We start from the raw sequence: 13516 nt of genomic DNA on the forward strand, positions 1-13516 counted from the left end.
GACAGACAGTGGACTTTTTTTGTTGGATGTGGAAAACGCGAAAAGCGTTTACCACATCATAATAATAGTAAAAAATCATGATGAAGATTTTTCAAATTGTTTATCCAACTCCTTATCTGTTGCAAGAGTTTTACTATCGATAAAAGTTTGCAATGGTGTTTTGCCAAAGCAGTAGCGGCCGCTGTGAGGTCTTTCGGTGTTATAAAACTCCATCCACTGGTCCAGGTCGGTTTGTAAATCATCCAAAGTTTCATAGAGTTTTTTGCGGAATGCTACGGCATAAAACTCTTCCTGTATGGTCCTGTGTAACCTTTCACAAATGCCATTGGATTGGGGGCTGCGCACCTGGGTCTTGCTGTGCTCGATGGCTTCAATACTCAAGTATAGTTCGTACTCGTGGTGCTCACGTTTGCCTTTGTATTCAGTTCCACGGTCTGTAAGCACACGTAGCAGGGCAATATCCTGCTCCTCAAAAAATGGTATGACTCTGTCATTGAGCAGGTCGGCAGCTGTAATGGCATTCTTACGGTCGTACACTTTGGCAAATGCTACACGGGTATAAGTATCAATAAAGGTCTGCTGATAAATACGCCCTACTCCCTTGATGGTACCCACGTAGTAAGTATCCTGTGCACCCAAATACCCGGGATGTTCCGTTTCTATTTCTCCTGTAGCTTCCCGCTTTTCTTTCTTTCGCTCCATAGCCATCAGTTGAGCTTCGGTGAGGATGAGTCCATCCTGAGCAATGCGCGATTCCAGGGCCTTGAGTCTTTTATCAAACACTTCCAGATCATGTCGTTGCCACACACATCGTACACCGGCTGCTGAGATAAAGATCCCTTTTTTCCTAAGCTCATTGCAGGCTCGCTGCTGACCGTAGGCCGGATAATCAAAGGCCATTCTGACAACGGCTTCTTCGACGGCCTGATCTACACGGTTTTTAAGGATCGGCTTACTGCGGCTGATCTCCTGCAATGCTACTTCCCCGCCTGTATCGTACAGCTGCTTTAAGCGATAGAAACTATCGCGGCTGTAGCCCATTACCTTACAAGCTTCAGATACATTGCCTAACTTCTGTGCTAACTTAAGCAGTCCTAATTTTGTTTTTACTAACTTGATTTCAGTTTTCATTTCTGACAGTTTAGGGGTTAATGAATTGTGTTAACTCAACTCTAAGTTAATCCCTGTCTGTCAGATTAAATGTTAGCTTTTACATCTAACCACACTGACCAAGAACAACAAACCGCCAACAAAAGTATTTAGAATTCTCAGGAGCGAGGGGAATGTAACGTGAACTGACGTAACTCTTTATTTCAGCCTCTCTTTCAAATCTAACCGGAATTTCCTTGCAGTGTCCTTTGCAATATCATAACCCGCATCTGCATGGCGGATGACGCCTATGGCAGGATCATTATTTAATACGCGTTTCAATCTCCGGTCTGCATCTTCCGATCCATCGCATACGATTACCATGCCTGCATGAATAGAATATCCCATGCCCACACCACCACCGTGATGTACACTTACCCAGCTTGCGCCGCCCGCAGTGTTGATCAATGCATTAAGAATTGGCCAGTCTGCAATGGCATCGCTGCCGTCTAGCATGGCTTCAGTCTCCCGGTTGGGCGACGCCACACTGCCGGTATCGAGGTGGTCGCGGCCAATCACGATGGGTGCTTTCACTTTACCTGTGCGAACCAAAGCATTAAAAGCCAGTCCCGCCTTTTCCCGTTCCCCCATTCCCAGCCAGCATATCCTTGCAGGTAATCCCTGGAAGGCAATTTTTTCCCTTGCCATTTTCAGCCAGCGGTGAAGTCCCTTATTTTCAGGAAACAGGTTCAATAATAATTCATCCGTAGTATAAATATCATTCACGTCGCCGCTCAATGCCACCCACCGGAACGGGCCTTTTCCTTCGCAAAACAAAGGACGGATATAAGCCGGCACAAAGCCAGGAAAGTCAAAAGCATTTTTTATGCCGCGTCTGTCGTGTGCCTGGCCACGAAGATTGTTGCCATAATCGAATGTGATGGCCCCTCTTTTTTGCAGTTCCAGCATCTGCAGAACATGCTTTGCCATGGTGTCGAGCGATCGTTCAATATATTCATCCGGATTTTTTTCGCGTAAGATTTTGGCTTGCTCTACGGTTAAGTTTTCAGGAAAATAACCGATCAGCTCATCATGGGCTGATGTCTGGTCGGTGAGTGTATCAGGTGTAATTTTTCTATCTAATAAACGCTGCAGTAACTCTACTGCATTACAGCAAACTCCAATGGAAACAGCTTCTCCATTTGTTTTTGCCTGCAGCGCCCAATCAATGCCTTCATCAATATCAGCAGTATATTTATCCAGGTAGCTTGTCTCAATTCTTTTTTTCATCCGCCATTCCTCCATTTCAGCGGTGAGGCAAATCCCTTCATTCATAGTAATAGCAAGAGGCTGTGCGCCACCCATTCCACCGAGGCCTGCTGTCACATTTAATTTTCCCTTTAAGGAACCTTTATAGTGTTGTTCCGCAAGTGATAAATAAGTCTCGTAGGTGCCTTGCACAATGCCCTGGGATCCAATGTAAATCCAGGAACCTGCCGTCATCTGTCCGTACATGATCAATCCCTTTGCATCAAGTTCCCGGAAAACTTCCCACGTTGCCCATTTCGGCACCAGCATAGAATTCGAAATGATTACTCGCGGTGCATCTTTGTGCGTGGGAAGAATGCCTACGGGCTTTCCCGATTGAACCAGAAGCGTTTCATCCTCATTTAAATCCCGAAGGGCTTTCAGGATAAGGTCATAGCTCTCCCAATTCCGGGCTGCTTTTCCCAGGCCGCCGTAGACAATTAAATCCTCAGGCCTTTCAGCCACGTCGGGATCGAGGTTGTTTTGAATCATCCGGTACGCAGCTTCCTGAACCCATCCTTTGCAGGTAAGCTGGGAGCCGCGCGGGGCATGAATGGTTTTCTTTTGCTGTTCGGTAATGGTAGCGTTAATTAACATGCGGAAAATTTAATGCAAAAATAGAGGGAAAATAAATTACTGCTCCTCAGAATCTATCTGGAAAAATATAATTCAAACCGGAGATTCTTGCCCTGGAAATTAATAAGCAACGTAGCAGTTTTGGATGATTTTATCTTCAAACCTCATAAGTCTTTGGCAGGGTTTCCACGAGCTTGCTGAAGAGCTCAGCCGTGGCGCGTGCATCGCTTAAGGCAGTATGCCGGTTGTCAACTGTAATATTGAAATGGTTAAATGCTTCATCTGAAGAAATAATTTTATCGGGTAAGATACCAGCGATATAAAGGAAATGCAATACCGAAGAAGTGTCGATTACGCGGTGGGAAATATAAGACCGGAATAACCTGCCATGCTGGTTAAAAAAATATTTTAAAAAGCGAAGATCAAAATTGATGTTGTGGCCCGCAAGGGTTACAGGTTTTTTATCCGGAAAATGGCGATCGATAAAAGCAATAAGATTTTCAAAGGCCTCTTTAGAAGGCAGCGCCTTATGGTTATGTTGTTCTATCTGGATATGGTTGACATCAAGCGCACTTTGGCTTACTGATTTTTTCCCGGTTTGAATTATGAACTCGCCCTCATCGATAATAATACCATCTTCCCAAACAACTAATCCTACGGATAGCAGCGCGTGCAGCTGAGGGTTCAGTCCGCCTGTTTCAGTATCGATGAATAAGAGTTTGTTGGTCATGCGGCAGACCCTCCGGAAGATTGCGTTTGTTGCTTTACCAGACCATTTTTTTCTTTCATCATAAAATAATAAAAAGACATTAGGGCCTCATTTCCACACAGTCTGAAATAGCGTTTAAATTTATCATGAAAAGTATAGGTTAGAATTACGCTCGCCCACAATAAGATCTTCCATAACTCTATTTGTTCAGAAACAATATGTTTTTTTATGATAAGAAGAAACACGATGTAAAAGGCAAACAGAAACGCCAGGGAACGGTACAGGTTATACTTCGCTAAAAAACTGTAGGTGCGCGTTTTAATATTTTCCTGATCTATTATAATATTTGCAAGCTTGTATACAGAATACCATTCCGCATCCGGATGTGCATCATTATTTTGTGTCATGTCAGAAAATTTAAGATCTCCCACGTTTTTATTAAAAACTTCATCGAAAGATTTTAAAGAGGCAGTTACCAGTTTTTCATTATTTGGTTCGTAATGTAAAGGTTTGAATGAAAAGATATTCCTGATAAATCTTCGTAAGAAATGGTATAAAGGATAGAAGTAATTATTAAATCCATTCTTTAACCTGAATGCTTCTATATTTTGATCCTGAGTGATTGTTTTTACAATATAGCGATAGGGCTTTTTATTGATGAAAAGAATTAAAGCATCTAATGTGGATTCCATAAAATCATATAATAGCTTGGACGTTACCTTTATTGCATGTCCGAGTATATAACTTATTATAAAAAGAATAAGGCCACTTACACCTGTTACATAGTTACTCTTTAAAAAAAATTGAAAGATGTTTGATTGTCCGGGTAAAATAATGGATTGAGAAGAGGTCCCGGTAAATAAAATATCCGGTAATATTAGCAGCAATAGCAGCAGAAATCCTGGAAACGCCAGGCTAAACACATCAAAAAAGAAATCCTCGAGGATTTTAATAATGTTTGTCATCCATTAGCAGTGCAGTGTATTGGTAAATTTAATTGTTGCGGGAAAAAAGTTCCTTATCGGTGCCTTAGAAATTATCAACACCCAATAAAATAGTGAAGCAATTCTCTATAGGATGTTCTTATTCAAAATTCTAAATCTTTTATTTCAGCCATTTCAGGTAAGGAGATAAGCTTAAAGCCATTATTTTCCAATCCCTTTTTAAATGCTAATTGCGCCTCGAAGTCTCCATGAACGAGGAATAATTTCTTTAGCCTGTCCCGGTTAAGATTATTTAAAAACTGTAGCATTTCATTGTGATCACCGTGGGCACTGAAGGAATCCATAATCTCCACTTTCGCTTTTAACTGATGCTCTTCCCCGAATAATTTAATGGGAGAAATACCCTTTCTAATCCTGGCGCCGAGTGAGCCATCGGCACAGTAGCCAACCATTAAAATGGTATTTTTTGGGTTGTCCATGTTATTGGCAATGTGGTGCACAATCCTTCCAGCTTCAGCCATTCCCGATGCAGAAATAATAATGCAAGGCTCGGATGAAAAGTTGAGCGCTTTGGATTGCTCCACTTCGGTTATGTATTTCAGATCATTAAACCCAAAAGGGTTGGGATCACTTTGTATGTATTGGCTGATCTGCTCATCAAAGCATTCAGGGTGATTCCGATAGATCTCTGTTGCATTTGTTGAAAGAGGACTATCCACGTAAACGGGTATATGCGACAACCTCCCTTCTTTATTCAATTGATCCAGCATGAATACAAGTTCCTGAGTGCGCCCTATACTGAAAGCCGGAACAATTACTTTCCCCCTGCGCTGCACGCAGCAATCCATGATCACCTTTAAAAAATATTCTTTATCATCCGGAAAAGTTTCGTGAAAGCGACCCCCGTAAGTTGATTCACTGATCAGGCAATCTACGTCCTCCATGAAAATAGGATCTTTTAAAATAGGACGATTAGGACGCCCGATATCACCGGTAAAACCGATTTTTTTTATACCATTGGCGGATTGAATAGTCAGTAAAATGCTTCCACTTCCGAGGATGTGTCCATTATCCCGGAAATAAGCGGTTACCCCGTCGTGCACTAAAAATTCTTTTTCATAATCTACCGCTTCGAATAACCGTAAGGCCGGATCCACATCGCTGTCTGTATAAAGCGGAGTAATGGGTGGCAAATTCCTTTTGAGCCGTTTCTTATTAATCCATTGGGCATCGCTCTCCTGGATATGAGCACTATCTCTAAGCATTATTGCGCAAAGGTCCTTTGTCGCAGAGGTGCAGAATATTTTTCCTGTAAAACCTTCCTTTACCAATTTAGGTATACGTCCGCTGTGATCAATATGCGCGTGAGAAAGAATAAGTACATCAATCTCTTTCGGATCAAAAACAAATTTTGAATTAAATTCATCTACATAATTCTGATTCCCCTGAAACATCCCGCAATCCAGCAAAATTTTATATCCATCGTCTAATATTACCAGATGTGAGCTTCCGGTTACTACACGGTCGGCGCCGCAAAATCTGATTTGCATGAGTTATAATTTAATGTTTTCTATGGATTCTCGGGTGAATGATGCAAAAGTTAAGAGATGAAAGATAAAAAGATTCATGAGTTACTGAACATGGCAGAACAGCATGATTGGCGGCTATTCATCTCATAAAATTCATAATTCATTTCTATTTTATAGTTTTAATCGCACAATTATATTTTACATGAACCACAAATACTATATATTATCACTTTCAGCAATTTTCTTCTATTCGATGAGGTCTGCTTATTCTCAAACTGATATTGCTACTCATCCGTATAATGTTTTGAACTACACTCTTACCCTGGATCTGTATAAGAACTACAGCGACCCTTTTCCGCTGGATTATACCGGAGTTGAAGAGATCACCTTACAGGCAGAGTCTTCACTGGACAGTCTCGTTATAAATGCTTCAAGCAGCTCGCTTACTATTGATTCTGTTTCCGACGATGCTACTTCTTTTTTCCAAACTACGGATACCCTTAGTGTAACGCTTAAGAAGACTTACAAATCGGGTGAGACAATACATGTGAAAATTTATTATCAGCACAGGGACAGGATCGACGGCGTATTTTATGGAGCTAAAAAATATGTATTTACCGATAGTAAACCCGAAGGTGCTCACCATTGGTTTGTTTGCTGGGATAACCCCGATGATAAAGCAACCACTGATATTACAGCTAAAGTACCCTCAGATGCACAGCTGGTCAGTAATGGAACCCTCGTAGATTCCATGCGGGTTAATGATACCCTTTATTACCATTGGGTAAGTAACGATCCTGTTGCAACTTATTTAATTGCCATTGCTTCAAGAAAAAATTATACTGTGGATAATCTGTCATGGCATTATCCCACGCATCCCAAGGATAGCATTCCGGTCATGTTTTATTATTTCAGTGATGAAAATCCTGCAGGAATTGAGGCGGTGTACGACACTATGCTAAACTATTTAAGCAGCCTGTTCGGTGATTACCCCTTTGACAAAGTTGCTTTCGCATCTGCAAATAGTTATTTAACCGGTACGGGTACAGAAAACCAAACCATTAATATTATCTGTTATAATTGCTGGTACGAATCCCTTATAATAAATCTGCTGACTCACCATTGGTTCGGAGATTTAATAACACCGGAAACATGGGCAGACATATGGCTCAGTGAGGGTTTTTCAAAATATGGGGAGGTTTTATGGGCCGAACACCAGTTTGGCAGTACGGCGGCGAAAGACACGCTTGAAAATTACCGCAACTATTATTTAGCGGAGAACCCCGGATGGCCTATTTATGATTCCAGCTGGGCTATTAAAACTCCAGGAGAGGCTACATTATTGAATAAAGCTATTACCTACAGCAAAGGTGCCTGTGTAGTGGATCAACTGCGGTACGTACTTGGCGATTCAACCTTTTTTAAATTGCTGAATGCTTATACCACCAATGATACTTTCAGGTTTAGCAATGCCAGTGTAAATGATTTGATGAGTTTCACAAATAGCTTAACGGGAGAAAACTACGATTGGTTTTTTAATGAATGGTTATTGGAGCCAAATCACCCGGTTTATGATAACGTACTTTCTATCAGCAATCCTGCTTCCGGTGTTTGGAATGTTACAGAGTCCATTAATCAGATACAATCAAACGCTCCCTTTTTTCAGATGCCGATAGAACTGAAATTTAATTTTTCTGACGGAAGCGATACCCTCATTTCTGTTTTTAATGATGTTAATCACCAGGTCTTTGATTTTTCTTTCTCTAAGTCAGTAGATACCCTGATTTTTGATCCCAATGATCACATTCTGCTTAAAGAATTCGGATATAATACTGCAATTACTGAGACCGCCTCTTCATCAGCTTCCTGGTGTTTTGTATCTCCGAATCCTGCAAAAGAAAATGTAACCATCAGTTATTACACCATAAAAGGTTTACCGGTTTCTATCGCCGTTTATAACAATCAGGGAATTAAAGTTTCAAATTTAGAAGCACTATCACAAAGCACTGGCTGGAACAGAATGAATCTGGATTGCACAAAACTTCCTTCCGGTTTGTATTATTTAAATGTTCGTTTGAAGGATGAAATCGCAGTAAAGAAAATTGAGATTTTAAAATAACAGGGATAGCAGCTTACAAGAATTATCTTTGACATTAGTGAAAAAAAGTGTTCAGAATATTCTATCGGCGTTCTTAATTGTAGCATTTGTATTTGCTATTACGCCAAAGGAATTTATTCACGCTTTTTCAGACCACCAGGATACTGTAGATTACCATACCGGCGCTATTTCGGTTGGCACTAATCATATTCACTGCCAGATACTGCAATTGCAAATACAGCAATTCAGGCCATCGGATAAAATCGCCCTGAGTGCTGTAGTTTTCCTGAATGAAGCAATCGTTGTTTCTGCATCTAACTCCATAAAGTTCATTACTGAACAAAAGGTCTTTCTTCGCGGCCCTCCCGGGTACAGCTGTTAATATTCAAATTATTCTGAAAGACCATTTTCACCTTACCATAGCGATCCGCATTGGTATAATCTATTTATAATGCAATTATTTAATAATAAAATAGCTCCTGGAATATTATTTTTCATGTTCTTTATTTTTTTTCTTACTAATAAAACAAAGGCTCAAACATCATCTGACACTACAGCTACTGACTCCTCTCTTCTAAAAGAAATTGAATCAGAGATGCAAACTACCACACCAGTCAATAATCCCCAACGCGGTGCTGCTTCTGCAAACCCGGATATCAGCGTTATAGGAGATTTCCAGGGATCGTACAATAGCATTGCAGAGAAAAATTTTGACTTCTACTTAAATGAAACCGAAATATCCCTTCAATCTGTAGTAGATCCTTATGTACGCGCAGATTTTTTTCTTTCTTTCGGTAGAGATCCCGAAACCCATAAATATGGAGTTGATGTAGAGGAGGGATATTTAACTTCCTTATCGTTACCTGCTCATCTTCAGTTGAAAGCAGGGAAATTTAGGGAAGCCCTGGGAAGAATTAATCCTGCACATCCGCATGCACTTCCATTTATCGATCTTCCTGATGCTTTTGTAAATTATTTCGGAGAGGAAGGTTTGAATGATGAAGGAGCATCCCTGAGCTGGTTACTTCCCAATAATGCTTTTTACCAGGAGCTTACTTTCCAGGTGACCAGTGGATTTTCTGAAACGCCAAGTTTCGAAAGGAACACCGGGAACAGGTTTATTTATTTGGGCCATTTAAAAAATTTTTGGGCACTTACAGATAATGCAACAATAGAATTTGGGGTTACGGGAATTACTGGCGCGAATGATTCATCCCACACTACCAATTATAGCTGCCGCCGATTTAACGTATAAGTGGAAACCGGTGCAGCTAAATACATACCACTCGCTTACCTGGCAGAGTGAGTTTTTTTATAGCAATAAAAACTTCCTGGAAAATGGCACTGTAAATTCTTTCGGCCTGTACTCTTTCCTGCAATACCAGATTGCAAAACGATGGTTTGTAACGGCGAGGTACGATTTTTCGGAAATGCCATATTCATCCTCATTTCATCAAAATGCTGTCTCAGCAACCTTTGAATGGTATGCTACTGAATTTCAGAAAATCGGCATTGAAGGGAAAACAACTTTTGACAATAACCCAGATCCTTATTATGAACTGTGGCTGAGATGGATTTTCGTGATTGGAACTCACGGTGCACACATGTACTAATATCATTTATATACTAATAATAATTCAATTAAAATGAAAAATAAAGTATCATCTATTATTCTAGTATTCATCATACTCTCTGCATTTACTCAGGCAGCGACTATTAAGGTGGTTACCACTTTAATGGATCTCCGAAGTATTGCCGAATTGATAGGGGGCGATAAGGTTTCAGTAACCTCCATTGCAACCGGCTACCAAAATCCGCACTTCGTAGATCCAAAGCCGAGCTATATTATTAATCTTTCAAATGCGGATCTTTTTGTGACGGTGGGCCTTGATCTGGAAACCGGCTGGTCACCGCAGCTGGTCAGCAGCTCACGCAACAATGCTTTGCCCCATTTATAGCCAGGCTATTCATTATATTCTAGTAGTAACAAAGGAAAATTTATTTTTAAATCTAAGTACATATCTCTCAAAATATTTATATGATAGAGTTGAAATAATAATTGTAGTAGTTAATGAAATAATAGCAAGAAATAAATTAATTAAAGAATTGTTTGCATAATCGAATTTTAATAAATCAAAGATAATTTTAATGAATATGATTATCATTGGGTGATATAGATACATACCATAGGTATATTTTCCCATTTTTGAACAAAATGAAGTTTTAGAGTCATTGTTGTTGTCAACCAAAATAAGAATTATTAGGATATAAGTTAATGGTAATCCAATGAGTGAGAGGAAATAAATAGTTTTGAAAAATGGAGATAATATTATAAATATCAACGAAGTGAAAATGATAAAATGAAATGTTGTGGATTTAATTATGAACGAATTGGGTCTTACCTTTTTTAGCTGTGAATAAAATATTGCTCCGATACAGCCAGTCATTAAGAATCGAATGTTTCCAAAAGTATGAAAGTAATTTTCACTAGGGAATTCTATAACATACCAAATGGAGAATAGAAATAAAAATATTGAGAATATTAATAACAATGTTTTATTTCTAATAATTATGAAAATTATTGGCCAAAACAAATAAAACTGTTCTTCGATTGCGACACTCCAAGCTATTCCAACATTTGGAGCTTGGTTTTCCATGTCAAAATTGTTTAAGAACAACAAGTTCTTTATGAGACTACCGTTAAATTTAAACGTATTAAATAAATTTGGTAACACGAAAATGCCTAATACTAAAATCAAATAATAAAGCGGCCATATTCTCAATATTCGTCTGGTGTAAAAAAATAATAAGCTAATTGAACCTTTTGTTAATTCTTCTTTAATCATTAAAAAAGTGATTAGAAAACCACTTATGACAAAGAAGATATGAACACCAATACCACCTGTAATAGTTAAAGTGTCAATTATGGTTTTCAAAATTTTATTACCTGTCAAATTAGAGAATGATGGTGAAAATGCGTGTTGCCAAAACACTAGAAAAAAAGCAATAAATCTCAATTCATCAAGTTTTTTAAAATATAATCCAACTCCCATTTATTAATTTGTTTAAGTCTTGTCATTTATTTGACAAGTGGGCATTTATTTAACGTAGCTATAACCGACGGGTATTTCGGAAGACATGGAATTCAATGAAAGTCGGGCCTGGAACTGCAGCTTGGTATTGTGTTAAAAGTTTAAGATAAGTACTTTTGCCTGGCTTTATTCGTCAGCGGAAACTACTGCGGATAGCGGTTTGCAGCCTGATTGCGTCAACGTCCAGCCCATTATAGCATTACTTTATTAGCTATTGTTGTTTATCATAAAGGTTCAGGAGCATTTTAAATTTCTTATACTTTCCTAACATTGCCGATTTGATAAGTCCCAGGCATAATTATATTTTTTACGAAAGAAGGCAGTTCAGGTAACCCGTACTCATTCTTATATCTGATCATTAAATTATACTCCGTCAAATGCTTCCGGCCTACCACTACCGGACTTCTTTTGTGTTGCATATAATGTGGAAAGAAAAAATATAATGCTGTTAGCTGGCTTAACTAAACCACTGATTTGGAGGTCGTCTTCTCCTGCGTTCCAGAATTTATGAGGCTGGTTCCGTAAAAAAGTTGCAGTCTGTTCCGCCGTGAGATAAACAGGTTCCTGTCTTATGATTAGGTAGCCCATCTTTCCTGAAACAACCCTTAGGGCGGTCTTGCATATAATGTACGTGCATGGCAGGTCCGACATTAGGTTTACAATAAACCATCTATGATTACTTTGTCACCATCCGGGTCATTAACAATTTCCCGGAAAATGATTTTTTCTCCAAGCTCGTTTTCAATTGTATGAGGTAGTGTAAATTTCATTTGTAGGTAGAGATTGAGAGTTTAAATTACAATAATGGCCAACGTTCAGGTATTGCTGCAAGTGGGGGGATTTTATAGCGGAAAATAAACTACTTGCATGTGTTCTTGCAGTGATTCAACGTGGTGAACCTTATGAAAAAAAATTTTCACCAAAATGCTTTGCTGTCTCATAGAAATCAAAGGCTGAAACTTTTATTGGCTGCTGTACTTATTCGTGTGATACTTCAAAGTGCGTTACTTTTCCAGTTTTGGTATCAATAATCAGCCTGCTATCATTCATGAATTGGTATCTCCCAACGTCAGTATTGTTTTTCATTTGTATGGAAATTAATGTTAACAAATAAAGGAAATAAGCAATGAAAAATAAAAATAAAGTCTTGAAAAGTACGTCAAAATTGATTTTACTAAGATTATATTTCATTATTTTATTTGGTTAATTGAAAGATATAGTGATACTTAATGTTTTCATTGTAATATTTTCCGAAGGATTCTGCATTTTTAAATTCTGTCCAAACACTATAAGGCATACTTGAATAGAGAAAATCGTCCTTGTCTGTTTGTAAAATAAAAAAGCCGTAGTTTCCATCCAACTATAAAATGAAGCACCTCTAATCCATGAACTTTTTGAAGTACTGGCTTCTTCTTTTATTTTAAAAGATGAAGATTCAATCTTGGCGCTGCTGGGAAGCAACCTACCAGGAATAGTTTGACCGATGGATATAATAAAGCGGTTGAGCAAAACCCAAACGCTTTTACCAATAAATTATTTTTATCGCAAATGCCTTAAAAAATCCAAACTTGTCAGATTAAGTTTTGGTGATTACACATTAAATTTGGAACAGAAAGCTTGCAATCAACTGAAGAGAATAACTTGTTCTTCACTATTTCACCTAGCCCTACCCAATCCTCCTTTTTACTATTTACCAACAACACAATAGAGAAGGCAACAGTTTTTGATCTCTCACGCAGAGTGATTGAAGCTCTTTCCCTGCAAACAAGTGAAACCAACTTTGGCGAAAACTATTTGTCTGGCATCTATCTTGTTCGACTTCAATCGAATGATGGAAGACAGGAAGTGATAAAAGTGGTAAAGGAATAGGTTTCTACAGACGTTTATTACCTATATCAATCCCAAACTTTTGTACTGGCTCTCTGAACTGCTCTGGCGCGCGAATGCCGTAGAGTTTGCGTATTGTATTCGCGTGCCATGCCAACATAGCGCACGCAAATGCTCACAGCTATTCCTCTAAGCTTCCACTAGTCTCCGCCTAAAAAGGGTGTTCCTGAAAATGATTTTGCCTTAGGGATGGGAATAGATTTTATTGTCTTCGAGTATCATTTTTTCTTTTTTATTCTATCATCAGCGTTGTAATTGTTTTATACAGCCTCTTTTTTTGATGG

Annotated in this window: 14 protein-coding genes; 6 read left to right on the plus strand and 8 right to left on the minus strand. The window is 38.9% G+C overall.

Annotated features, from left to right (window positions below):
- Positions 1-75: 75 nt before the first annotated feature.
- The 5 genes from H0W62_15020 to H0W62_15040 all read right to left on the minus strand — a co-directional run bounded on the left by H0W62_15020 (position 76) and on the right by H0W62_15040 (position 6176).
- Positions 76-1131 carry an IS481 family transposase gene (locus tag H0W62_15020; GenBank protein ID MBA3649829.1) on the minus strand — a complete coding sequence of 352 codons (1056 nt, stop codon included), beginning with the start codon at positions 1129-1131 and terminating at the stop codon, positions 76-78.
- A 177-nt stretch (positions 1132-1308) separates the two neighbouring features.
- Complete coding sequence (gene hutU, locus H0W62_15025) at positions 1309-2994, minus strand: urocanate hydratase (protein ID MBA3649830.1); 1686 nt, start codon at positions 2992-2994, stop codon at positions 1309-1311.
- Positions 2995-3130: 136 nt separating this feature from the next.
- Entirely contained in the window at positions 3131-3703 is a 573-nt protein-coding gene (locus tag H0W62_15030) for a 3'-5' exonuclease (GenBank protein MBA3649831.1), read from the minus strand.
- On the minus strand, positions 3700-4647 hold the full coding sequence (locus tag H0W62_15035) for a hypothetical protein (protein ID MBA3649832.1): 948 nt from the start codon (positions 4645-4647) through the stop codon (positions 3700-3702). The genes H0W62_15030 and H0W62_15035 overlap by 4 nt, the downstream gene beginning before the upstream one ends.
- Positions 4648-4769: 122 nt before the next feature.
- Complete coding sequence (locus H0W62_15040) at positions 4770-6176, minus strand: MBL fold metallo-hydrolase (protein ID MBA3649833.1); 1407 nt, start codon at positions 6174-6176, stop codon at positions 4770-4772.
- A 181-nt stretch (positions 6177-6357) separates the two neighbouring features.
- On the opposite strand from H0W62_15040, the gene H0W62_15045 reads away from it, so the two are divergent.
- From H0W62_15045 to H0W62_15065, 5 genes are all read left to right on the plus strand, one after another.
- Positions 6358-8274, plus strand: a complete 1917-nt coding sequence (locus tag H0W62_15045; protein MBA3649834.1) for a T9SS type A sorting domain-containing protein — start codon at positions 6358-6360, stop codon at positions 8272-8274.
- Positions 8275-8311: 37 nt separating this feature from the next.
- Complete coding sequence (locus tag H0W62_15050; protein ID MBA3649835.1) at positions 8312-8635, plus strand: hypothetical protein; 324 nt, start codon at positions 8312-8314, stop codon at positions 8633-8635.
- Between the two features lie 114 nt (positions 8636-8749).
- Positions 8750-9508, plus strand: coding sequence for a hypothetical protein (locus H0W62_15055; protein MBA3649836.1), 759 nt, complete (start codon positions 8750-8752; stop codon positions 9506-9508).
- 10 nt (positions 9509-9518) lie between these two features.
- Positions 9519-9866 (plus strand): hypothetical protein, encoded by a 348-nt coding sequence (locus H0W62_15060; protein ID MBA3649837.1) that lies wholly within the window; start codon positions 9519-9521, stop codon positions 9864-9866.
- A gap of 33 nt (positions 9867-9899) precedes the next feature.
- Complete coding sequence (locus tag H0W62_15065; GenBank protein ID MBA3649838.1) at positions 9900-10211, plus strand: zinc ABC transporter substrate-binding protein; 312 nt, start codon at positions 9900-9902, stop codon at positions 10209-10211.
- 12 nt (positions 10212-10223) lie between these two features.
- On the opposite strand, the gene H0W62_15070 is transcribed toward H0W62_15065, so the two are convergent.
- From H0W62_15070 to H0W62_15080, 3 genes are all read right to left on the minus strand, one after another.
- Complete coding sequence (locus H0W62_15070; GenBank protein ID MBA3649839.1) at positions 10224-11306, minus strand: acyltransferase; 1083 nt, start codon at positions 11304-11306, stop codon at positions 10224-10226.
- Between the two features lie 402 nt (positions 11307-11708).
- Positions 11709-11933: a hypothetical protein gene (locus H0W62_15075; protein MBA3649840.1), complete on the minus strand. Its 225-nt coding sequence runs from the start codon at positions 11931-11933 to the stop codon at positions 11709-11711.
- 607 nt (positions 11934-12540) lie between these two features.
- Entirely contained in the window at positions 12541-12705 is a 165-nt protein-coding gene (locus H0W62_15080) for a KTSC domain-containing protein (protein MBA3649841.1), read from the minus strand.
- Positions 12706-12962: 257 nt separating this feature from the next.
- Between H0W62_15080 and H0W62_15085 the strand changes: the two genes are divergently transcribed.
- Positions 12963-13214 carry a T9SS type A sorting domain-containing protein gene (locus tag H0W62_15085; protein MBA3649842.1) on the plus strand — a complete coding sequence of 84 codons (252 nt, stop codon included), beginning with the start codon at positions 12963-12965 and terminating at the stop codon, positions 13212-13214.
- The last annotated feature ends 302 nt before the right edge of the window (positions 13215-13516 follow it).

Source organism: Chitinophagales bacterium (assembly GCA_013816805.1).
Lineage (GTDB): Bacteria > Bacteroidota > Bacteroidia > Chitinophagales > UBA10324 > MGR-bin340.